The organism is Wolbachia endosymbiont (group B) of Philonthus cognatus (genome assembly GCF_947179345.1).
Lineage (GTDB): Bacteria > Pseudomonadota > Alphaproteobacteria > Rickettsiales > Anaplasmataceae > Wolbachia.
The window spans coordinates 346,117-369,792 of record NZ_CAMXBG010000002.1 but is presented as its reverse complement, the minus strand read 5'-3'; the positions used below and the strand labels follow the sequence as shown (position 1 = coordinate 369,792).

Below are 23,676 nucleotides of genomic sequence, written 5' to 3'. Positions count from 1 at the left end.
GTGCACATATATGTCCCACACAACTATTCAAACGTATCGAGGGATAGGGCTAGTGTACCTTGATGGCTACGGTTGTAATACCAATTTTCATTCGGTCGCACACGCCCGTGATAGCCCTATTCCTATAGTGAGTAGGGTTATCTTTCCCTCTTATCTCTTTTATATCACATTTTTAACTTACAATCTTCACCGTATAATTTTATTAACCTAATAGCAGCATTCCTGTCAGACATATAATCTATTTCTGGATGTTCTGCCGCATTGTTTATTGGTGGAATTTTTGTCTTTATATCATATTCGTTACACAACTTATAAAACTTGTGCCTATCACATGCTCTATCTGCATATAGTGCTTTTATGGCATGCTGAAAATCAACTTCTTTTAGCAAATCACAAGTGATCAGAGTAGACACCGTTACTGTATTTTACAGCTATGGCTTTTTTGTTGTTTATATTCAACATTACGTGCAATTTTCTCGTTTGCTCATAGCCACTCTGTCAGTGCTATTTTCCTTGCTGTGTGTTGTTGTATATACTAATTCCTATACTGTCTATAGTAATTTCGATATCTTCTATATTATTTTCTGCAATCATTTATCTTAATATTAAGTTTTTTTTGATGCTTGTGAATAGCTGCAAATCTCTTCCTATTTGTTGCAGATATCCTTTTATAAACCCTACCGTTTGTCTTAAGCCAATTCTAAAAAGATTAACGATTATATGCACTAAAATCACAACTTTATCACTATAAATATAGTTGCCGCCCTGCATTTTTGGACTATTTTCATACCAATTTTCGATAGCTTCATCGATGTAACGAAAAATATTCCCCCTTTTTTCAAGGAATTTGTTATATTCGTTTTGGTTACTGACTTTCATTTTCTGTGGCATATTTTTTCTTCAACAGTTAAATGGCTATTTATAATGAATTTTGTCAGTAACTGCCAGTTCTTTTCACTTGAGCGATGCAACAAAGCCCACTGGGATCCAGAAATTTTAGGTACAAAAGTAATCCCAAGTTGATGAGATGACGAAAAGAGTGGATTCCATCGTCACACGCTGGAATAACACCTATTTGCTTTCATTGGTTCCTTTCTTATCATCCGACTGGCCTTTTCTTGTCATTCAAGTAGCCGCGCTGTAGAATAAAATTTTTTATTTTAATGAAAAAATTGCTTCCGCATACTCAAGATGCCATTATAATGATGGTAGAGATATTTAGAGAGCTCAAAATCTATCTCGGTCTGCAGACCTTTTAACCAATTTTTCAATAAAAATTCAGCCACATCTGTTGTGTGTACATTCTGAATCTTTTTTATACAGGAGGATTTTATGTCCAGAATTCCAGATATTTGACCTTTACTTTAGCTAACAACAGGCGCCTGCAGTTTTTAGAATTAGTGTTAACACGGTTTTTCTACTTTTTTTTTCTTAATGTTTTAACTCAATACACACCATCATCATTTACTGCTTCTAAATATATCATTGCTAAACACACGCCGCTGTGTATTTCTATAGATAACTCATTGCCTAAACTTCGATTAAAGCAAGAATTCTTTCCTGGAAAAGCAAGGTTACTAAGGTACAGTTCCCATTGTAATCCTTTAGTTGATATTTGAGCTTTCGGTATACCAAGTAAAGATATTTTAGTATTTTTTAGCAAAGAGGAAAAATAGCTAATACCTTTTTGTAAGGCGTACCCCACCATGGGAGGCGAAGGCATATAAAAGATACTATCTATACTTAAAAAAAAGTTAATATTTTGTAGTATATGATCAATTGCTCCTCCAGTAATACCCGTTACTATTGATGGCAATAACTTTACTGTTTTTAAGTGAACCATTGCTTTAGAAAAGTCGCAATAATCTTGATCAGGTAGATATACTGTATTTAAATTAGCACGTAAATTCGGATTTATACTATCCAAATCTCCTATTACAAGATCAGGTTTTACGCCAATTGATAGAAGCTTATTTGCTCCTCCATCTACAGCAATAACAGGTATATCTTGTTTAAAAAACGATGAATCAGGTATTTCTCCATTTAGTACTACAATAGAACGATATTCTTGCTCCACGCTACAATGTAGCATATGGTTATAAAACGCTCCGTGCAGTTTTTGCATCGTAGTAACATTTTTGAACAATTGATATTATACTGATCACTAATCCAGCAATATCACTGAGTATCACAAAAGTTAAACCCTGACAAATACCGTAAATAAGCCAAGATGATGAAAAAATAAGATAATTCACCAACATTAGCATCGATACGTCACGAGTAAGTTTTGTGATATATGCTCTATATACTTGAGGCAATAACCCAATGAGAGATGTAATGAACGCGATGAAGCCAAAGCATTCTTCAATATTTATATACATACATTTTCCTACGTTTGTTTTAACAAGATCAGGTTCAAAGGGTTGTACTTTATGTACTCTCAGCTTTTTTAGAGCACCCCTAATGCGTGTAATTTATAACATCATTTAGTCTATTAATCAAGAAATTAACAGTGACTTGCATTCATGAAACCCAATCGGCTTCTATGCTAATTATTATCCAAACTAATAGTCGGCTGTGCATCCTGCTCAGAGATCAGAGCAACTAGCAAATTGTTTATCAATTGAACCTTTTGTTTTCCATCCAATTGTAAGCTTTTATTTTTTTCAAAATGGGCTATTACTTCTTCGATAATTCCTATTGCATTTTGCACTATATGCCTTCTTGCAGAGGTGATGGCATGTGCTTGTTGACGTCTCAGCATTGCTTGTGCAATCTCAGATGAATACGCCAAATGCGATATTCTCGCTTCTGCAATTTCAATTCCAGCAATATTCAATCTTTGTTGTAGCATTGACCGCAATTCATTTGAAATTTTGTCAGAGTTTTTACGCAAAGATTCTTCATCGTTTTCGCTATCATACGGATAATTACTTGCCAGTTCTCTAATTACCGAGTCACTTTGCACAAAAACAAAATCATGATAATTATTAACATTATAATATGCCTTCGCAGGACTGCTCACTCTCCAAACAATTACTACTGAAATCTCTATCGGACTTCCATTAGCATCATTAACTTTAATTTTTTCTGTATTGATATTCTGAAATTTCAAAGAAACTCTATATTTACTCGAAAATGGAAGCGTTACGCATATTCCAGACTTAAAATAAGTTCCAATATAATGACCAAAAAACTCTATCACTCTTGCTTCATTAGGATCATTAACGAAAAATCCTTGAGAAAAAGTCAATATTGAAACAGCAGCAACTCCAAGTGCAATTGTGCTGTCATACACAAAAAGTACCAATAAAATTAACCCTAGCGCTATTAGTACAGGAAAAGCCCGAATTTTACTTAGATTTCTATCATTTATTGTATTTTTATCTGTACTGTCTTCATCAGATTGCTTTTTCACTTGCACCCTCTCTGCTGATTATTTCATCTACCTTACTTACAAATAATTTAAACTCTCTTAATTCACGATCAGGCAACTTTATCTCATTGCCATGAGCTATCGTAAGCGGATCAATATGTTTACCATTATATATAACTTCATAATGTAAATGAGGTCCTGTTGCAACACCAGTGCTGCCAACATAAGCAATGATTTGTCCCTGCTTTACTTTAGAGCCTAACTTTACATCGCTACTAAATTTGCTTATATGTGCGTAACAAGTTGAATATTTATTGTTGTGCTTTATTTTGATGTAATTCCCATAGCCACCATTCTTTCCTATATATTCTATTACACCTTCTGCAGTGGCGTGTATAGGAGTGCCAAGTTTAGCTGCATAATCTACTCCTTTATGAAAAGCAATTTTACCATGAATGGGATGATTTCTATTACCAAAATTCGAGGATATACGAAAATCTCCGTTTAAAGGACTTACAAAAATTTCGCTACTCTTCAAGCTTACACCCTCTTTATTAAAATACTCTTCTTTGCTGTTTTGTGACTCATAATAATATAAACTTATAGCTTTATTGCTTGTTGTGAGTGAAGTATATAAAATTTTTTCTTCAGCCTTCTGATCACTCTCACACAGAACTTCCAACTTGCTTTTGGGCACAATGTCTTTTTTAAAATCTACACCATAATCTTTATATATGCTGATTAATCTCATTATTGTATCTGGCGCCAAACCTCCTGCATCAAAAAAAGAGGATTTTATGTCACTGGATATGAATAACAACTTTCTATCACTTTCTGTCACCAAAGCAGCTTTTTTTTTTCTGATCCCGTCTTGGAATAACACTGGAGAGTGGGTTAGTGTCATTCCAATGCTTGACCAGTCTTTATTATACAATCGCTTGGTGTGTCCATTTGCAATTGAATTCTCTGGATCCCAGTGTCTAGACACTGGGATGACATCTTTCTTGGCACTCATATCACAATGTTCGTACAGTTGTTTGTTTGACACTGGCTCTTTTTTCCTGATCCCATGCTGAAGCGGCACTGCAGATGTTTCAGTCGCATATGCTGGTAAAATACAAAGCAGTAGAAATATTACCAGCCTCATAGTTTATCAGCAAAAATAAAATTACCTTCAACATACTGCACATCATCATTATCTTCTAGCTCTTCAACTAATGTAGATAATTTATCAATTAATTCTTTGTCGCTAACTTCAATCAGGTCCTTTGGTTGCCATGAAAGACGAGCAAGCTCTGGTTCTCCAAATTTTGTATAGAAAGCGTCACGTACTTTACCAAAGTCTTTTACTGCACAAGTTATAACATATAATTCTTCCTTGTTATTTTCCTCAACATTCAATACTTCTAATTCAATTCCATAGTTAAATAAATCTTCAAAATTTATACCCTCTGCTTTATAGACAATTAAGCCTACATGATCGAAAAGGTAACTCACACATCCTGTTTCTCCCAAATTACCGCCTTTGCGAGAAAAGATATAACGTATCTCAGAAGCAGTTCGGTTGCGATTATTTGTCAGAGCATGGACAATAAGTGCAGCACCAGAAGGTCCGCAGCCTTCATATTGTATTTCTTCATAACTTTCTCCAGCAACGTTACCAGCTGCATTTTTTATTGCTGTTTCTATTTTATCTTTTGGTAGATTTTCCTTTCGCGCAGCAAAGATAGCAGAGCGAAGACGTGGATTAAGCTCGGGATCAGGTAGCCCTTGTTTTGCAGCAACTGTTATTTCCCTAATGAGCTTCGTAAATTTTTGCGAGCGCTTTGCATCCTGAGCACCTTTTCGATGTTTTATATTTGAAAACTGTGAATGACCAGCCATAAGAAAACTAATTCACCCCTTCTACTAACATATTTTCATACTGCTCAGCTTCTAAGTCAAGGCCAAGAGCTAAGTGAGCTGTTATTAAATAACTAATAACTCTAGAAGAATATTTAGAATCTTTATTGCTTATCATATCTTGAAAACGCTTAATTGCTGCTAAATATTCACCACGCTTTAGGTAAAATTCACCAATAGAATACTCTTTTTTTGATATATGTTCTGTGATTAATTTTTCTTTTTCTTTGATCTCTTCTATATATTCGCTATTCGGAAAAAGATTAATATATTCAGTAGCTAGCTCTAAAGTTTTATATGCAATTTGTTGCCCAAGCTGCACTTTGTTAATTTGCATGTAATAAGATAATACTCTTAAGTAATATACATATGGCAAATCTTCACCATTTGGATAAACGTATATATAATCATCCATATCACTTGCAGCACCGCTGTATTTACCCATATTATAGTGAGAAACCCCAGACAATAATTTGGCTTTCATTGCCCAATAAGATAAAGGATACAAATCCTCTATCTTTTGAAATGCTCTAATAGCTTGCTTATATTTTTTCTGATCATAAAGCTTAACTGCCTCCTCATATAGTTCAGTTTCAGTGTGTTCAAGATCATTCGCATACGACTGCGTGAAGGGGCAAGTCAGAAGAAAAAAGCATATGATTAAAGTCTTATACATAAGATTTTTTTTGATCAAAATAAAGTATAGACTAAATATTACCTAAATAAACAAATTTTTGGCATTATCATCGAACGAAAAGCGGCTCTTGGCCACCATTACCTATATTGCTCGCACCACCACCTATTGCAACACCCTTTCCACTCACTTCTACGTTCTCTAGCTTTCTACTATAAGAATGTGTGATCAATCCACTTCCTACCATCAAAAGAGCAATACCTACCAGACCTAAAGCAGGCCCAACAGCAGATGATGCTAATGCTACTCCAGAAATCAATATTATTCTCCTGATTAGTAATAAAGAAGAACCAGCGAGCATTAACTTAGCTGCAGACATATTGCTTGTCTTTTTTTCAGATTTCTCATCAAAATCTTGCTCTTTTTCTACTTCATATTTTTTACTTTTCTTGTACTCGCGATAGCAGAAAGTAGCACTCGCTACAAAGTAAAATAGACTAGAAATTGAAAAAGCTACGTCTCCTATTATTCCTTGCTCCAATGCTTCACCTACTATGCTAGCCACAATAACTAATGTAACTAAAGCAGCATCAGCATAGTTAAAGTAATCATCAACGGTACAAGGAAGGTCTCTCTTTTCTTTTTCTACTGTTTTCCCACTTTCAATATTCTCCAATTCTCGTTCTTTTTCTGCTATTTTTCTATTATTATAAATTAAATATAGCGTGCAAATAAGAGATAAGACTGTGAAAGGTAATATAATATGGCCTAATGCACCGCTTATAAGGCCAAGTAATACCTGATCGCTACATGTTTTTTCGAGCTCAATTGCCATCAGCAATGCAAATGGAACCATTGTTACCAATGATACACATTTCCTATGTAGCTCTCTTTTTTTTAGTGTTAATAGTTCTTGTTCGAGCTTTTTGCTTTTTTCTTCCTCTCTTTCTTTTCTGACTTCTTCATCAACTGTTGGCCAAAAATCCCAGAAAAAATCTTCCATTTTAGCACCTTTTTTACCTTTGGATCTTTTTAAAAAAAACTTAGTGCCTGTAATACTAGTCATATGAACAGACCAACTTATGAACTAATACATTATATAGGATTTTAATTACTAAGTCAATGTTATGAAATTATTAACTTTCTTTGTATACTCTTAAGCAATTTAGTCAATCTGTTTGATGCCAGCTAGAACGTAATTATAGCCTGACCACATAGTCATAACAGCCGCAGCCCATAAGCAAACCACACCTATATATTTAGTTGCTTCATAATCACTCATTATTAACGCTACTATAGCAACCATCTGCAAAAATGTTTTAATTTTCCCAGCCTTACTCACAGGTAAACTAACGTTTGTAGCTATCAAGAACTCCCGCAAGCCTGAAACTAATATCTCCCTACAAACAATTATAACTGACGGTATAATTGTAATATCATCTATCTTATGCTTATAAACTAGCATGATTATTGTTGAAGCTACTACTAACTTGTCGGCAATTGGATCAAATAACTTGCCAAAATTCGATTGGACTTTCCATGCACGCGCTAAATAACCATCAAAAAAATCTGTAATGCACGCAAACATAAAGATCAATATTGTTATTAGACTTGCATACTTACTTTCTATATAAAAGCTTGATATTATTGCCGGTATTGCGAGCGCACGAGAAATTGTTAGCAAGTTAGGCACGTTTTTCTTAAACATGTACATCACCCTACGTAGTAGATAAATTTATACAGAAGTACAATAGAGTTCACAAGCTAATAGTTGAACATTCATAAAAACCCCATATACTTAAAAAAATACTTAAAAAATTACTAATAATAAGCTCAAAGCATAAGAATGAATAATGATTTAGATAACACCACAAAACAAGAAGCACTGAAGTATCATAATAGGGGTGGTAAACCTGGTAAGGTATCGGTTATACCAACAAAACCCTTATCCACACAGCATGACCTATCACTTGCTTATTCCCCTGGCGTTGCAGCTCCATGCCTTGAAATAGCTAAAAATCCTGAGGCTATTTATGATTACACGGCAAAAAGCAATTATGTGGCTGTCATTTCAAATGGCACCGCAGTGCTGGGACTTGGCAATATCGGTCCTCTTGCTTCCAAACCCGTCATGGAAGGCAAAGCTGTTTTATTTAAGCGTTTTGCTGACATTGATGCAGTCGATATAGAAGTTGACACAGAAGATATAGAAAATTTCATCAATGCAGTAAGGTATCTTGGGCCAAGTTGGGGGGGAATAAATTTAGAAGATATAAAATCTCCTGATTGTTTCATAATAGAAAAACGTCTAAATGAATTGATGGATATTCCGGTTTTTCACGATGATCAACATGGAACTGCAGTAGTTGTTGCAGCTGGTATAGAAAATGCCCTCGATATTGCTGAAAAGAAATTAGAGAATGTCAAGATCATCATGAATGGAGCTGGAGCAGCTGGTATTGCGTGTTTGGAAATACTAAAGTCCATGGGCGCTAAAAACATAGTACTATGTGACAAACAAGGAGTAATACACAAAGACAGAAAAGAGGACATGAATGAGTGGAAGGGAAAATATGCAATTGACACTAAAGAACGTTCTCTACTTGATGCCATAAAAGGCGCTGATGTATTCATCGGACTCTCTGCAAAGGATGTGCTCAGCGAAGAGATGTTAAAAAGCATGGATAAAGACCCAATCATTTTTGCTCTTGCTAATCCTGATCCAGAAGTAAGGCCTGAATTTGCAAAGTCTGTCAGGCCAGATGCAATAATTGCAACTGGCAGATCAGACTATAACAACCAAGTCAATAACGTAATGGGATTTCCTTATATATTCAGAGGAGCACTTGATGTACATGCAACGACAATAAATGAAGAAATGAAAATTGCCGCTGCAGATGCAATAGCAAAGCTTGCCCGCGAATCAGTGCCAAATGAGATATCTGCAGCCTATGGCGGTCGTAAAATGAGCTATGGACGTGAATATATAATACCCACTCCATTTGATCCAAGATTAATTTCTATAGTATCTCCTGCTGTTGCAAAAGCTGCAGTTACCTCAGGCGTTGCAAGAAAGGAAATAGAGGACTGGAATGAGTATGCAAGTCAACTAAAATCTCGTCTTGCTAGTGCTCTCAATACGCTCAATTTATTGTCTTCACAATAATCAATTGCATATTTTAGGCTTATAATTAAAATAAACTGATGACTATTACAATTCATGAATTAGAGAAAATTATCAAACAGTCATTCCCTGACGCTGATATAAAGATTAAGGACCTTGCTGGAGATGATGATCATTACCATTTAAAAATAACTTCCAAGTGTTTTTCCGGAAAGACAAAAATAGAACAACATAGAATGATATATAAAGCTCTTGAAGGTCAGTCTATACATGCATTGCAACTAGAAACTGGAGCTTAAAATTAAGGTGATATTTATGAATAACTTTGAAGAAATAAAAAAAGACATAGCAGAAAATGACGTAGTGCTGTATATGAAAGGCACCTTTGATTTTCCTCAATGCGGATTCTCTGGACTTGTCGTGTCAATTCTCAAAAACTTAAATGTAAAGTTTAAATGCATCAACGTACTTGAGAATGATGAAATACGTCAGTCCATAAAAAGTTTCTCTGATTGGCCAACAATTCCACAATTATATATAAAGGGAGAGTTTGTTGGTGGCTGTGACATAACCCGCGAGATGTATGAAAAAGGTGAGTTACAAAATTTGCTAAAAGAAAAAAAGGTTATTGCAGAGTAAGTTTACACAGCAGAGTGGCAAAATAAGATAGATAAAAACATAGTGTTAGTGTCCAGACACTGCCTTCTTTTCTCGATTTCAGTGTCAGCTACTTGAATGACATCCTTTTAGTAGCACACACACAACTGTACAAATATTGTGATTTATACCTCAAAAATGCGAGTAGCTCATTTGGTGTCATCCCAGGTGGGGTCCAGGAATTTTGAGTTTTTGATGAGATTATGACCACGCACTGGGATGACAGGATTCGTTGTCATGTTACATTCGAGTTATACCTTATCACCAGGCTTAACAGATAGATGACCCAATGTTATTAAATTTATAGGCTTATTTTCGTTATTTGCTACTATCCAAACCCCATCTTCTTCATGGTCAACAATTTCTATTGGTGTAAATACTACATAATTATTGTCATCAACAATCTTTATTCCAAGAACACCATCGTCACTTAAGCTCAAGGCTGAAGAAGGAATTTTATATGCAAATTTTTCACCTGAAGGTAGGCTTACACTAGCAGTCAGTCCTTGCAAGGATATAATTTCATTATCAGTTACCTTGACCTCCACTCTATAAGATCCAGTTTTAGGCTCAGCAATTTTACTAATAAAACTCACTTCACCTACTAATTCCCTTCCGTCTAGCAAATTAATTTGCGCTGCACTACCCAGTTTTATTTTATTTACTTCATTTTCTGAAACATACAACACTACAAGAACCTGATCAAAATTAACTATGTCAGTTATCTTATGTCCAAGATTAACAAAATCCCCTTCATTTACGTTGATCTTATCTACATAACCATCAATAGGGGATTTAATCGCAGTATTTTCTAAATCCAACTCTAGCCTTTTTAGGTCAGCTTTTGCACTCTGCAATGCAGTAAAAGCTGCTTCCACTCTTATCTGTGCTCCATAGCCTTTTTTATTCAATTTTTTAGAGGAATCATACTCAATTTCACGCTGATTTAACAAAGCTTTGGCTTTCTCAACTTGTGCAACTCTGTCATAATCTTCTATCTTTAAAATTACATCGCCTCTTTTTACTTTTTCACCATCAGACAAATAAATAGCAATAACTTGACCACTTGTTCTTGAGACAAGGCTTGCCCTATGCAAGGGATTTACTGTACCAGAAAAATTTAAATATACAGTGCGATTTTGTGGAGTATAATCCTGAGTTTTTACTGAAAAACTACTAATTGGATTATCACTATGAACCGCCTGATCTTTTTTTAAAAATGTACTATTGATAAAGAACAGTAGAATAAGAGCAATACTAGAAACGATGATTACTTTGTTTCTCATCCTTAAACAGTAAAATTTATTGACCAATCTTGTTAGAAATAACTGCATAAATTTTCGAATCAGAAGTGTAAGTATAACACAGCTATTGTCACTCTATAAATAGTTTTATATGAGCAAGTTTTCTTACAATAAATAAGTTTTTATTGCAAAAATGCAATTTTTAATCAAATAAAAAAGTTGTGCATAAAATTTCCATCATATTATATGATGAAAATAAGAATATTGTAACAAAACTAAATATATATTTAAACAGAGCTTTAGCCCATCACCAAACTGGTACTCAATTGTTCAACACTATCAATTTTAATTTGTAAAGTGCCCTTTATAAATTTATTAGCCTGGTCTGTACTCATAAAAACTGTATGTTTATTGGGCATTAATTTTTCCATATCGGCTCTATTTTTTTTATCTTGCAAATGAGGTTCGCAAATATAGCTATACTTTTTAAAATCTAGAAGTTTAGCAAAGCCATCACGATCATTCTCATGGTGAAAAGCAACATTTATACCTACTATTTCGTCCGTTTCTTGCAGCTTTCCATCTTTATCTATTACCTGTGCCTTAGCAAGCGCAACTGTAGGTTTATGGCCATAATTTGCTCCAATAACCCTTCTTATTGAATGTTCTATTGCTATTTTTTGCACTTCAGGATTTTCATCAAACTCTTTCAAAAAATTAAGGTGTAAGTTAATATATTCAGAGTATTTCAATCTGTGTTTTTTATGTATAGTTGGTTTGTAGGACAGTTCATTTGTAGGTGACTTATAGTTTGCAAGAAGCAATTTTTGTTCATACTGCTCATTAAATTCCTTTATCTTTTCAAAATGTCTTTCATATTGAGTCAATCCATCTTTCCCTTTTTTCTTCATCCTTTCCAAGAATTTCTCTACAGGTTCTCGTTTGGCTAGACTAATTTTGCGTATAAGCGGAATTTGTTTTTTCAAGCTAATCCAATATGGTAGGCAAACAACTTTTGCATCTTCCGAAAATAGACCTTCTAACTTTTTCACTGCATTGTATAAGTTTGCTGATTCTGGTTTATAATGCCCGCTATTATTGTCTATATAAGTTATTTTACCATTTACCACTTTCATTAAACCAGAACATAAAATCGGCTTACCGCCTGCAAGAGTTGAATGACGATAAGCCCATTCGCTTTTGTTAACATTAATATGTTCATGAGTTACTAATTTTCCATCAAGCGTGATAACATAAGCTACACAACCTTTTTTACCCTTACTAATTTTATCAGTTGTATCATATAGTTTGCCTTTAAAGCCTTTTAACTTGTTACCTTCCACTTCTGGCATTAAGTCCACGTATAATTTTCCTTCATGAGGAATTTTAGTATATTCTGCTTGGTCATCTGGAGTAAAATACTTAACCCTTGTATTAGTTCCAGGAATTTTTCTTCCTTCAACTCCAACTTCTGGAAACAAATTATATCGTGGAAAAAAATAAGTAAAATTATTCTCTATCCAATACAGAATCTTATTTATGATACCAAAAACTTTTCTATTACCTAAATCAATAGAGAGTTGCTGTTCCTTTGGTACTGCTAGATGATTGGACTTTGTACCAGACTTGCCAAATTCTTTGGCAGCATATTTAAACTTTTCTAGTAAATATTCCTTACGTTCTTTTGATATTGACATTTTTACCTCACTCACTATTACTTTATCCTATATTATTTTAGACAAAAAGTCAATCTTTCTTAAGATATTAAGAAAAAAAGTAGCAGCAAAATAGCTAAACTGACTTAGATTTATCGACAATTTGAAAAATCATCATTCCGCTACTTGTTAGCGAAATCTATGTTCGTACAGTTGTGCTACCCAACAAACTTATGCTAAACTGTGCTGCCACTAACTTTGCAACCGGTACTCTATAGGGCGAGCATGACACATAATCAACCCCTGATTTGATGAAAAACTCTATGGACTGTGGATTCGCTCCATGCTCTCCACATATACCAAGTTTAATTTCTTTTCTGGTTTTTTTGCCCCTTTCGATAGCTATTCTGATTAATTCCCCTACCCCTTCAACATCTAGCACTTCAAATGGATCGTTTTCAAATATGTTGCTTTCCTTATAAGAATCGAGGAAATTAACTGAATCATCTCGTGAAAGTCCCATAGTTGTTTGTGTTAAATCATTAGTGCCAAAACTAAAAAATTCTGCGTGTTTTGCCAATTTATCAGCAATCAGTGCTGCTCGTGGCAGTTCTATCATCGTTCCGATTGAATAGTTCACATCGAAATTTTCGGCTTCTTTCTTTATTAACTCGCATATCAGAATAAACTCTTTCTCACTCATGATAAAAGGAATCATGATTTCAGGTTTCACTTCTATCTTCTTTTCTTTCCTTAATTCACTTGCAGCACTGAGTATTGCCCTAATTTGCATGCCATATATTTCAGGATGAGAAATGGCAAGTCTACAACCTCGATGGCCAAGCATTGGATTTTTTTCTGATAACTGTGCTATTTTATTTTTTACTGATTCAACTGACTTATTCAGTGATTTGGCAATTTTCTCTATAATAGATTGATTGTGGGGCAAAAACTCATGTAGAGGTGGATCAAGCAAACGTATAGTAACCTCCCTGCCCTCCATAATAGAAAATATTTCTTTGAAATCAGACTTTTGCATTTCTTCGAGTTTATTTAATGCATTTGCCCTTTCATTTTCATCATCAGCTATTATCAATTTTTGAATGAATTCGATTCTATCACTAGCAAAAAACATATGTTCTGTGCGACATAATCCTATACCTTCTGAACCGAATTCTTTTGCAATTTTTGCATCTTTTGGAGTATCAGCATTCGCTCTCACCTTCACTGTTTTGATTTCATCTACCCAGTTAATTATCGTTTTGAATTCTTGAGATAATTCAGGCAAAATTGTAGGAAGAATACCAAGCATAACCTCTCCTGTTCCTCCATTGATGGTGATTGATTCACCTTTATTTACTTTTATATCCCCCATAGAAAGAAATTTTTCATCTTTATCAATATAAAGTCCATTTAGACTACAAATGCATGGTTTACCCATTCCACGAGTTACAACAGCGGCATGGGAGGTCATACCTCCCCTCGCTGTTACTATTCCACTTGCAGCATTCATTCCATTAATATCTTCAGGGCTCGTCTCTGATCTTACCAAAATTACTTTTTTACCCTGCTCTGCAGCTTTTTCAGCATCACTTGCACTGAATACTACATATCCAGAAGCAACACCTGGAGAAGCTGGTAACCCTCTTCCTACTACTTCTTGATCAATTTTAACATCAAGAACTGGATGTAATAAATTGTCAAAGGTTTTTGGATCAATTCTCAATATTCCTTCCTCTTTTGTAATCACTCCTTCGTTTACCATATCAACTATTATGCGAATAGCAGCTTCGGCTGTGCGCTTGCCAGACCTAGTCTGCAAAATCCATAACTTACCGTCTTGTACAGTAAATTCGATATCCTGCATGTCCTTATTATGCCTTTCAAGTTTTTCACATACCGCGCATAATTCTCGGTAGATGCTTGGTAGCAACTTCTCTATGGTGTTTTCTTGCTCGCCGTTAACTGGCATAGGAGTATAAACACCAGAAACCACATCCTCACCCTGAGCATTAACTAAAAACTCACCAAAAAGCTTTTTTTCTCCAGTTGAAGGATTACGTGTAAATATCACGCCGGTTGCAGAATTATCGTTCAGATTGCCAAAAACCATTGCTTGTACATTAACTGCAGTTCCAAGGTTTTCAGAAATACTATGTATTCTTCTATAGGAAACAGCCCTATCGTTTTTCCAAGAGGCAAATACTGCATTAACCGAGTTTAACAATTGCTCTTCAACGTTCTGCGGGAAATGCTTTCCAGTTTTTTCATATACTATCTCTTTGAAATCATTAACAATTTTCTTTAAAACATCAACATTAAGATCAGCTAAGCTTTTTGCTCCACTTTTTTGCTGTTCACTATCAACAATGTCTTGAAATAAGTGATGGTCAAGCTGTAGTACAACACTCGAGTACATCATGATGAAACGACAGTAGCTATCATAGGCAAAACGTTCTCCACTTTTTTTTGCAAGACCAACAACGGTTGCATCATTTAGGCCAACATTTAGAACTGTATCGAGCATGCCCGGCATTGAATTCACACTACCAGAGCGTATGGAAACTAATAAAGGATTATTTGAATCCCCGAATTTACAACCGATGTCATTTTCGAGCATCGCCATGTAGTTTTTTATCTCGTTACGTAGATCACAAGACAATTCATTATCTTGACAATAGGCCTGACAAACAGCAGTGGAAATTGTAAAACCAGGTGGAACAGGAATGCCAATGTTACACATCTCTGCCAGATTTGCTCCCTTCCCTCCTAGTAGATTTCTCATTGCTGCATTACCTTCACAGTTGCTTTGGCTAAAGTAATATATTAACTTTTCTTGCATTTTTTTCGGATTTTCACTAATAAACATACTATACATACTATTCTAATGAATTTGTCAGGCAGGAGTAATAAATTTTGTAAAATTCAGCACAATTAAATAGCCTCTTTTCCTTTCATTCTAGTGTCCCTATTGTCATTCAAGTCTGTCATCTCAATGACCTCTATGATGTCATACCTGTTGGAGTATGAATGTAGCCTTATCTCACACTCCTGTCATTCCAGTACTGGGATCCAGAAGACTGATCAAGTAATAAGAACTAGTCACGCGCTGGCTCTCTTAAATTACTTTAGCTATAAGTGTTAAGAAATTTACCAATCAAAAAAAAGGCAAAAGAATCCACATGGTGCTGATTTTATTACTGTAATTGATAATGTGCTAACGCTTAAACGAAGCGTGTTTAGGCTGAATAGAAAAAAATAAAAAAAGGCATGCAGCCGCCATAATTTCGCCAATAAACACAAGATTTGTCAAGAAGCTTCTATTAAATGAAAGTTATGAAAAAAATCTATTGCAAGTCTTTTAATATTCTGTTAAGAGCTGGGATAATATAAAAATTATCATGTTCGGATTAGAAGACAGGAAATTTCTGATTACTGGTGCATCAGGCGGGATAGGGCAAGCAATTGTAGAAATTATGCATAAGGCCAGAGCAACTTTATGTATTTCTAGTACAAAAAAAGAAGTACTCGAAGAAGTTGCTAAAAAATATGAAAAAAACATTCACGTACTTCCTTGCGACTTATCAAATCCTGAAGAGGTAAATCAACTAATAAATAAAGCAAGTGAGTTGATGAAAGGCTTTGATGGACTCATATGCAATGCAGGAATTACACAAGACAGCTTATTGTTGAGAATGACAGATGAAGCATGGCAAAAGGTAATTGATATTAATTTGAACTCTACATTTAAACTAAATAGAGAAGCATGCAGAAAATTAATTAAAAACAACTGGGGAAGAATCATAAATATTTCCTCAATAGTAGGATTGACAGGAAATGCCGGGCAAGTAAATTATGCAGCATCAAAAGCTGGAATAATAGCTATGAGCAAATCTATAGCAAAAGAAGTTGCAAGTCGCGGTGTAACAGTAAATTGCATTGCTCCTGGGTTTATAGATACTAAGATGACTGAAGTTTTAAATGAAAAACAAAAAGAAAAAATATTAGATAATATTCCAATGAAAAGAATGGGAACAGGAGAAGAAATAGCAGCAGGGGTATTGTTTTTAGCAAGCGACGAAGCAAGATATATAACGGGGCATGTGCTTAACATCAATGGTGGGCTATTTATGTAGCAACACTTATTTATGGACAAACTATGAGTTTTACCTTAAAATAAATATATATAAATTTAGATTCACACTAGTTTATTACTTGGAGGCAAAAGAATGAGCTATATAATAAAAAAATTTTTTAATGCTTTATGTATAGTGCTGTTTCTCTCTTTTTCAGATTACGCAAGTGCTGCTAGCGACATAGAAGATACAACTGCCCAAGTAATATGCAACATTATTGGTTACGTTTGGGGAATAGGCGGACCACTTATGACTGTAGTCATAATAGGTGCAGCTTTGCTTGCAATATTTGGTAGAATGCCATGGCCAGCTCTCTTTGCCTTAGGTATGTTTTGTGGTGTATTTTTTGGCGCCAAAACGATTATAATGAAAATTATACCCAATATAAGTACTGAAGTAAAAGATATGTTGGATAAGTGTGGAAAATAATCCTAAAAGTAAGCGTGTTTTTGTGTGTATTGTTGTTTCATATCTTCAATTTGTAGCAAGTAAGAGCTATCTTTTGGTAAGCTTTTAACAGCTAAATCGGCGTATTTCATAAATTTCTCTAAATTACCTTCAATACAAGCCTTTTTCGTCAAAGCAAAATAATACATTGCCATATCAGCGCTACGTTTATATGCAATACTTAAATACTTCCAGACAAAGGCGTTATTTGTTTCTACGTTTGCAACCTGCTCTAGGTAAAAAATTGCCTTCTCTATTTCACCGTGTAATAATAAAGTATGAGATAACGCAAGTTTCACTAAATAGTTATTCTTCTCAGATAAATATCTAAGTGATTCTTCATACATTTTTATTGCTTCACTTAAATTTCCAGCTTTGTATAACATCTCCGCTTTTAATTCATATAAATAAGGATCATTGCGTGACTCTTGAATCAATGAATTAACTTTAGTAATAGCCTCTTCTATCTTTCCTTGCCTATAGTGAATTACAGCATTTACATACTTAGAACTACCTTCATATTTATTAGATAACACATGAATAGGAGCAAAGAAAGAGTCTAGCTTTGCAACCATACGCTCAAACTTCAGCAATTTATCTGCAAGGATTGGTTTTATATTGTTTTTAACCTTATAATTCTGTACAGCAAATATACGCTTATCACTAAGTGGGTGAGTGCGGAAATACTCTTCAGTGTTTTCATGCTCAATACTCTTAAAATAGTCAAAAATCTCTTTCATACCCAAATTATCATAGCCAGATTCATCTAGGTATCTTAAAGCATAGCTATCTGCTACACTCTCTTGCTCTTGAGAATAGTTAAAAAACAACCTTGAACTAAGCGTTACACCACTAAGCAAGATTGCACTCGCAACCTGAGGGTTAATGACAATACTAGAAACTAATCCTACCATATAACTAATCATTGCTATTGATTGAAAATAACCTACAGCACTACTCATTTGTAATACATGACCAGCAGATATATGAGCAATTTCATGTGCTAATATACCAAGTAAGACATAAGGTTCAGTCGAATATTGTAAAAGCCCTAAATGAATGAAAATGCTATTATTGTTAATTACAAAAGCATTAATCGATCTATCATCAACTATAAAAACTTTTATTTTATCATTATCAATACCCGCAGCAGAAAATAAAGGTTGCGCTAGATCCTTAACTACCGCTTCCACTTCACTATCTCTAATAATACTAACAGAGTAAGCGCTATTACAGTATACGAAAAAAAATAGTAAAACAAAAAGCTTAGACATGGAAATTCCTTGTTTGTATAACTTTGAGGAATTTTGTATTTTAACACTTAAACTATACGAATCTATAAACGCTAGTTTAAATTTTGAACGTAACTGATAAGTTTATCAATGGTAGTTAACTTAATATTATGTTGTTCAGCAAATTCAAGCAACTGGGGTAAGCGCATCATAGAGCCATCATCATTCACTAATTCACAAATAACTGCAGAATGATTACATCCCACTAACTTAGCTATCTCAACACTTGCTTCAGTATGACCAGCACGTTGCTCTACTCCACCCTCATGTGCAATCACAGGAAAAATATGACCGGGAGTTATAATGTCATCCTGAGTTCTATTTTTATCAATAGCAACATGTATAGTTTTTGTTCTATCCTCAGCTGAAACACCCGTAGTAATACCATAACGTGCATCAATTGATGTAGTAAAAGCAGTATGATTTTCACCAACATTTTTTTTTTCCATGAAACTAAGGCCTAACCTTTTCATGTGAACTTTAGTCATTGCTAAACAAACAATCCCTGTACCGTATCTAACCATAAAAGCCACATGTTCTGGCTCTAATTTCTCAGCTAATACAATCAGATCACCTTCATTCTCTCTGTTTTCATCGTCAACTAAAATGAATAATTTACCAGAACTAGCATCCCTCAATACATCTTCCACAGAAGAAATACCGGGTAGACTAATTGAAGGATAAGTTACTTGTACCATGATTTACTTAAACTCAATCTTAACTATTTTATACAATTTCTCTCCATTTGGCACTATCACTTCCACATACTCACCAACTTTTTTGCCAATTAAAGCACTACCGAGTGGTGAATCCGTAGAGATCAACTGCTTTGAAGCATCAGCTTCATACCCACCTACAATCTTATAAACATATTCTATTTCACTGTTATCATCACCGAGCATGCTTACCGTAACAGTTGCACCAAACATTACTGTATCACCAGACAAATTTTTTACTTCTATCACTTCTGCATGTGAAAGTTTACTCTCTACCTCAATTATGCGGCCTTCAATAAAACTTAATCTTTCCCGTGCTGCATGATATTCTGCATTTTCAGATAAATCGCCTTGATCACGAGCATCAGAAATAGCCTGTATGATAGAAGGTTTTTCTTCCTTTAATTTCTCAAGTTCGACTTGCATACTCTCAAAACCTTCCCTTGTAATAGGAAACTTGTTAACAATGGATGAAGTCATAATCACCGCCTAAACGCAATTAAATTGAGTGACAAAATCACTCACAATACCAAGAATATCATCTTTTATATCATCATTCATGTCACCTGACAACTTTTTTAAAACTCTAGGGTGAACAGTTTGAAAATAATTGATAAGATCACACTCGAACCTATTGATGTTGCTCACCTGTACCTTATTTAATTGACCATACAGATTAGAAAAGATATACATAAGCAATACTTGCTCTTCTATTTGCATAGGTGAATACTGTTTTTGCTTTAATAATTCAATAAGGTATTTACCTTTGTTTAAGGACAATTGAACAGTAGCATCAAGATCAGAACCAAATTTAGCAAAGTCTTCCAGTTCTCTATATTGGGCCAAACTCAGCTTTATAGAACCAGCAACTTTTTTCACAGATTTCAATTGTGCAGCAGAGCCAACCCGAGAAACCGATAAACCTATATTCACTGCAGGGCGAAATCCTTTGTGAAACAATTCAGACTCAAGAAAAATTTGTCCATCGGTAATTGAAATCACATTAGTTGGAACATATGCAGATACATCGCCAGCCTGAGTCTCAATAATCGGCAAAGCAGTCAAAGATCCCTGTCCTTTTTCATCAGACATTTTGGCAGCTCTTTCAAGCAAGCGAGAGTGTACATAGAATATATCTCCAGGATAAGCTTCACGACCAGGAGGACGTCTGAGCAATAAGGACATCTGCCTATATGCCACAGCATGCTTAGATAAATCATCATATACCACCAAGCAATGCATTCCATTATCACGGAAAAATTCTCCAATAGTGCAACCGGTATAAGGTGCTAAAAATTGCATAGGCGCGCAGTCAGATGCGCTAGCCACAACTACGGTTGTATACTCTAATGCTCCACTTTCTTTTAGCTTATTCACCACTTTTGCTACTGTCGAAATTTTTTGTCCAATAGCAACATAAACACAGTAAATTTTTTGATTTTCGTTTACCTCATCATTAATCTTCTTCTGATTGATAATAGTATCAATCGCAATAGTGGTTTTACCAATTTGTCTATCGCCAATAATTAATTCACGTTGCCCTCTACCTATAGGAATCAACAAATCTATAATTTTAATTCCTGTCTGCAGAGGTTCATGCACAGATTTACGGTCAATAATACCTGGCGCTTTAGATTCTATATACATTTTGTTCTTGGCTCTAATTTCTCCGCCATCGTCTATAGGATCGCCTAATGCATTTACAACTCTCCCTAATAATTCATGACCTACAGGCACCTGTACAACATCACCACTACATTTTACAACGTCCCCTTCTTTTACATCACGGTCATTGCCAAGCACAACTATTCCAGCTGTATCATGATCTAAATCAAGAACTATTCCTTCTACACCGCTTGCAAAAGATACCTTTTCACCAAACTTTGCTTTTTCCAGCCCATAGACCAATGTGATACCATCCGTTACTGAAATTACTTCACCTATATTTTCTCGTTTTATAGGATTATCAAATGTCTCAACCTTCTCTTTTATTATGTTTACTACTTCAGAGGCATTTATGCTATTCTTCATATACAATTCCTTATTTTCAACATTTCCACTTTACTCAAATCAACCAATCTATCCAAATAACTCTTAAGCGAAGCATCAATCAAGTTAAAACCATACCTAACTACAAAGCCACCTAGTATAGAAGGATCAACCACATGACTGACTTTTATTATTTTACCAAGAAAGTTCAAAGATTCAGTAATTATTTTTATATCAGGTTTCTTTAAAATCTCTGCTGATTTTATAGTAATTTCCAATTCATTTTCACTTTCCCTTACAAGATTTAAGAATTTTTCTAATATAAGGATTAATAAACGGGAGCGCTTGTTTGCAAGTGTAACCATAATAAATTTGACTAAGTTTTCACTCAAGTTCTCCTTTATAGAAAGTATCGCTTCTTTTTTGTGCAAAAGAGAAACCATAGGATGAGATAGATACACAAAAACATCTTGATCTTTAAAAAAAGCTAACAAAAATTCTACTTCTTTTCTTATAATACCTAATCTGCTTCCTGAAACATGAAACAGTGCTCTAGCATAAGATGAAACTAAATTATTGTTTTTCATATTCAATTACCTGTTCTAGTAAATCTAAATTATTTTAGCTACCATTGTTCAATCCAAGCATTTTTTATATAAATAGGTCTTCTCCTTAAGGAAAGAAAACATAAATCATATCTGACTGAATAATCTAAAAAATCAAGATTTTTACTTAAGAAATATTTAGAAGAATTTATAATAGACTGACACTGAAAATGAGATATCGGTACTTCTTTTCCAAATAAACTTGTTTTAACTTCTATAAAAATCAGCTCCCTTTTTTTAGATACAATTAAGTCAATTTCACCCAACTTACAACGGAAGCGACGTTTTATAACATTATAGAATTTCAGCTTTAAATATATCGAAACTAACAATTCTCCAAAGTAACCTACAAAATAGCGTAACCTACTTACCATAAAAAGAATAATTAGCTTTGTGTAACTACTTTGCTTCCTTTTTTATTTTTACTATAAATCTCACCTTTTGCTGAAATATCTCTATCAACTAGCTCTATCACTGCCATTGGAGCGCAATCACCCTTTCGAGTACCAAATTTTATTATTCTAGAATATCCACCTTTACGGTCTTGATAACGATTAGCTAGAACGCTTAATAATTTATCAACTACTAACTTACTATTATGAAGACGTGAAAGCAAAAGCCTTCTACCATGTAAAGAATCGTTATTCTTAGCAATTGTAATAAACTTTTCCACATATGGACGAAGTGCTTTAGCCTTTGGTAAAGTAGTTACAATCTGCTCATGATTAATTAATGAGATAGATAGATTCTTTAACATTGATAACCTATGCTCGGTACAACGAGACAGTTTATTTTTCTTTATTCCATGTTTCATATACTACCTAATCCTCATCAGTATGTTGTTTAGCCAGTTCATCTATATCCTTAGGAGGCCAATTTGGTATATTCATACCCAAAGACAAACCTGAATTATTTAAAATTGCCTTGATTTCATTCAAAGACTTTCGGCCAAAATTAGCAGTTCTTAACATTTCAACTTCCGTCTTTTGCACAAGATCACCTATATAAGTGATATTTTCATTTTTCAGACAGTTATGAGATCTAACAGATAATTCCATTTCATCTACTTTACGCAATAGAACAGGATCATAGCCCAAATCTTTAGCACCACTAGACAAAGAAACCTGCGATTTTTTATAACTCATATCAGAACTAATAAAAGGCTGAAATTGCTCCTGTAATATTCTTGCAGCATAGTCAACAGCTTGACTTGGAGAGATTGTACCATCAGTTTCAATTGACAATATTAGCTTATCTTTATCAGTAACTTGACCAACACGACTATTCTCTACTCTATACGAAACCCTCTCGACAGGACTATATAAAGCATTAACTGGAATGAAACCAATTAAATCTTGTTCATTCATAAGCTTTAAAAATTCATTTTCTTTATATTTATTTACAGGAAGATAACCTTTTCCGCTAGCAACATATATAGTAATGTTAAGCTCCACATCTTGACCTAGTGTACATATCACCAAATCTTTATTAACAATAGAGCATTGGTCATCAGTTTCTATCATTCCAGCTAATACTTGACAAGGCCCTTTAGCGCTCAAATTTAAGCACTTATTAGACGTGTTATTTAGCTTACATCTCAACATGCCCATATTTAATGCTATATCAGTTATGTCTTCCCTAACTCCTTGGATCGAAGTAAATTCATGATTCACGCCTTCAATTTTTATTCCATAAACAGCACTACCGCGAAGAGAAGACAACATTACACGCCTTAATGCATGACCCAACGTTAAAGCAAAACCACTTTCCAAAGGTTCTAGAACTATATCACCTTTTTTACTTGAATCACCTGATATTACCTTAATCGCATTAGGCTTAGTTAATCTATCTAAATTTCCACAGAAAGAGACATTATCACTATAATACATACAAAAACCT

General features: G+C 34.4%; 24 protein-coding genes, 1 pseudogene and 1 riboswitch. Of the genes and pseudogenes, 5 read left to right on the top strand and 20 right to left on the bottom strand.

Annotation, left to right across the window (positions count from 1 at the left end; all coding sequences use genetic code 11):
- Positions 1-182 precede the first annotated feature (182 nt).
- The 9 genes and pseudogenes from ONG78_RS08115 to pgsA all read right to left on the bottom strand — a co-directional run.
- Positions 183-891: pseudogene (locus ONG78_RS08115) on the bottom strand (transposase); the annotation flags it as partial.
- 553 nt (positions 892-1,444) lie between these two features.
- Positions 1,445-2,125: a thiamine diphosphokinase gene (locus ONG78_RS03750; protein WP_319606844.1), complete on the bottom strand. Its 681-nt coding sequence runs from the start codon at positions 2,123-2,125 to the stop codon at positions 1,445-1,447.
- A complete protein-coding gene (locus ONG78_RS03745) occupies positions 2,097-2,381 on the bottom strand; it encodes a SemiSWEET family sugar transporter (RefSeq protein ID WP_264374652.1) in 285 nt (94 codons plus the stop codon). Before ONG78_RS03745 ends, ONG78_RS03750 begins: the two co-directional genes overlap by 29 nt.
- Positions 2,370-2,472, bottom strand: a riboswitch (TPP riboswitch). (Overlaps the previous gene by 12 nt.)
- A gap of 76 nt (positions 2,473-2,548) precedes the next feature.
- Positions 2,549-3,418, bottom strand: a complete 870-nt coding sequence (locus ONG78_RS03740; RefSeq protein WP_264374651.1) for an SPFH domain-containing protein — start codon at positions 3,416-3,418, stop codon at positions 2,549-2,551.
- Positions 3,402-4,523, bottom strand: a complete 1,122-nt coding sequence (locus ONG78_RS03735) for a peptidoglycan DD-metalloendopeptidase family protein (RefSeq protein WP_264377693.1) — start codon at positions 4,521-4,523, stop codon at positions 3,402-3,404. Before ONG78_RS03735 ends, ONG78_RS03740 begins: the two co-directional genes overlap by 17 nt.
- Positions 4,520-5,260, bottom strand: coding sequence for a YebC/PmpR family DNA-binding transcriptional regulator (locus tag ONG78_RS03730; RefSeq protein WP_264374649.1), 741 nt, complete (start codon positions 5,258-5,260; stop codon positions 4,520-4,522). Before ONG78_RS03730 ends, ONG78_RS03735 begins: the two co-directional genes overlap by 4 nt.
- Before the next feature lie 7 nt (positions 5,261-5,267).
- Positions 5,268-5,954, bottom strand: a complete 687-nt coding sequence (gene bamD, locus ONG78_RS03725; RefSeq protein ID WP_264375545.1) for an outer membrane protein assembly factor BamD — start codon at positions 5,952-5,954, stop codon at positions 5,268-5,270.
- A 67-nt stretch (positions 5,955-6,021) separates the two neighbouring features.
- Positions 6,022-6,978, bottom strand: coding sequence for a hypothetical protein (locus ONG78_RS03720; RefSeq protein ID WP_319606843.1), 957 nt, complete (start codon positions 6,976-6,978; stop codon positions 6,022-6,024).
- Positions 6,979-7,077: 99 nt separating this feature from the next.
- Entirely contained in the window at positions 7,078-7,620 is a 543-nt protein-coding gene (gene pgsA / locus ONG78_RS03715) for a CDP-diacylglycerol--glycerol-3-phosphate 3-phosphatidyltransferase (protein WP_264374646.1), read from the bottom strand.
- 138 nt (positions 7,621-7,758) lie between these two features.
- Here pgsA and ONG78_RS03710 point away from each other — a divergent pair, with 138 nt between their 5' ends.
- Genes ONG78_RS03710 through grxD form a run of 3 tightly spaced genes read left to right on the top strand, consistent with a single transcriptional unit; the run spans position 7,759 to position 9,675 of the window.
- The gene (locus ONG78_RS03710) at positions 7,759-9,078 is read left to right on the top strand and encodes a malic enzyme-like NAD(P)-binding protein (RefSeq protein ID WP_264377691.1); all 1,320 of its coding nucleotides are present in this window, start codon (positions 7,759-7,761) and stop codon (positions 9,076-9,078) included.
- Positions 9,079-9,116: 38 nt separating this feature from the next.
- The gene (locus tag ONG78_RS03705; protein ID WP_264377690.1) at positions 9,117-9,335 is read left to right on the top strand and encodes a BolA/IbaG family iron-sulfur metabolism protein; all 219 of its coding nucleotides are present in this window, start codon (positions 9,117-9,119) and stop codon (positions 9,333-9,335) included.
- Between the two features lie 16 nt (positions 9,336-9,351).
- Positions 9,352-9,675: a Grx4 family monothiol glutaredoxin gene (grxD, locus tag ONG78_RS03700; RefSeq protein WP_264377689.1), complete on the top strand. Its 324-nt coding sequence runs from the start codon at positions 9,352-9,354 to the stop codon at positions 9,673-9,675.
- Between the two features lie 269 nt (positions 9,676-9,944).
- Here grxD and ONG78_RS03695 read toward each other — a convergent pair whose 3' ends face one another.
- From ONG78_RS03695 to ppdK, 3 genes are all read right to left on the bottom strand, one after another.
- The gene (locus tag ONG78_RS03695; RefSeq protein WP_264377688.1) at positions 9,945-10,979 is read right to left on the bottom strand and encodes an efflux RND transporter periplasmic adaptor subunit; all 1,035 of its coding nucleotides are present in this window, start codon (positions 10,977-10,979) and stop codon (positions 9,945-9,947) included.
- Between the two features lie 257 nt (positions 10,980-11,236).
- A complete protein-coding gene (locus ONG78_RS03690; protein ID WP_264377687.1) occupies positions 11,237-12,634 on the bottom strand; it encodes a hypothetical protein in 1,398 nt (465 codons plus the stop codon).
- A 157-nt stretch (positions 12,635-12,791) separates the two neighbouring features.
- Positions 12,792-15,461 (bottom strand): pyruvate, phosphate dikinase, encoded by a 2,670-nt coding sequence (ppdK, locus tag ONG78_RS03685; protein ID WP_264377686.1) that lies wholly within the window; start codon positions 15,459-15,461, stop codon positions 12,792-12,794.
- A 532-nt stretch (positions 15,462-15,993) separates the two neighbouring features.
- Here ppdK and fabG point away from each other — a divergent pair.
- Both fabG and ONG78_RS03675 read left to right on the top strand, forming a co-directional pair.
- Positions 15,994-16,728 (top strand): 3-oxoacyl-[acyl-carrier-protein] reductase, encoded by a 735-nt coding sequence (gene fabG / locus ONG78_RS03680; RefSeq protein WP_264374640.1) that lies wholly within the window; start codon positions 15,994-15,996, stop codon positions 16,726-16,728.
- Between the two features lie 93 nt (positions 16,729-16,821).
- Positions 16,822-17,157: a TrbC/VirB2 family protein gene (locus tag ONG78_RS03675; RefSeq protein WP_264374639.1), complete on the top strand. Its 336-nt coding sequence runs from the start codon at positions 16,822-16,824 to the stop codon at positions 17,155-17,157.
- 2 nt (positions 17,158-17,159) lie between these two features.
- Here the strand turns inward: ONG78_RS03675 and ONG78_RS03670 are convergent, their stop codons facing one another.
- The 8 genes from ONG78_RS03670 to ONG78_RS03635 form a co-directional block, all read right to left on the bottom strand.
- Positions 17,160-18,449 carry a M48 family metalloprotease gene (locus ONG78_RS03670; RefSeq protein ID WP_264374638.1) on the bottom strand — a complete coding sequence of 430 codons (1,290 nt, stop codon included), beginning with the start codon at positions 18,447-18,449 and terminating at the stop codon, positions 17,160-17,162.
- A gap of 71 nt (positions 18,450-18,520) precedes the next feature.
- Complete coding sequence (gene ribB, locus ONG78_RS03665; RefSeq protein ID WP_007302560.1) at positions 18,521-19,165, bottom strand: 3,4-dihydroxy-2-butanone-4-phosphate synthase; 645 nt, start codon at positions 19,163-19,165, stop codon at positions 18,521-18,523.
- Between the two features lie 3 nt (positions 19,166-19,168).
- Positions 19,169-19,663 carry a transcription elongation factor GreA gene (gene greA / locus ONG78_RS03660; protein WP_007302559.1) on the bottom strand — a complete coding sequence of 165 codons (495 nt, stop codon included), beginning with the start codon at positions 19,661-19,663 and terminating at the stop codon, positions 19,169-19,171.
- A gap of 9 nt (positions 19,664-19,672) precedes the next feature.
- A complete protein-coding gene (atpA, locus tag ONG78_RS03655) occupies positions 19,673-21,214 on the bottom strand; it encodes a F0F1 ATP synthase subunit alpha (protein WP_264377685.1) in 1,542 nt (513 codons plus the stop codon).
- A complete protein-coding gene (gene atpH / locus ONG78_RS03650) occupies positions 21,211-21,759 on the bottom strand; it encodes an ATP synthase F1 subunit delta (RefSeq protein ID WP_264377684.1) in 549 nt (182 codons plus the stop codon). The genes atpA and atpH overlap by 4 nt, the downstream gene beginning before the upstream one ends.
- Positions 21,760-21,797: 38 nt before the next feature.
- Entirely contained in the window at positions 21,798-22,151 is a 354-nt protein-coding gene (locus ONG78_RS03645) for a YraN family protein (RefSeq protein ID WP_010404733.1), read from the bottom strand.
- An 11-nt stretch (positions 22,152-22,162) separates the two neighbouring features.
- A complete protein-coding gene (rplQ, locus tag ONG78_RS03640; protein WP_010404731.1) occupies positions 22,163-22,591 on the bottom strand; it encodes a 50S ribosomal protein L17 in 429 nt (142 codons plus the stop codon).
- A 7-nt stretch (positions 22,592-22,598) separates the two neighbouring features.
- A complete protein-coding gene (locus tag ONG78_RS03635; RefSeq protein ID WP_264375913.1) occupies positions 22,599-23,666 on the bottom strand; it encodes a DNA-directed RNA polymerase subunit alpha in 1,068 nt (355 codons plus the stop codon).
- Between the last annotated feature and the right edge of the window lie 10 nt (positions 23,667-23,676).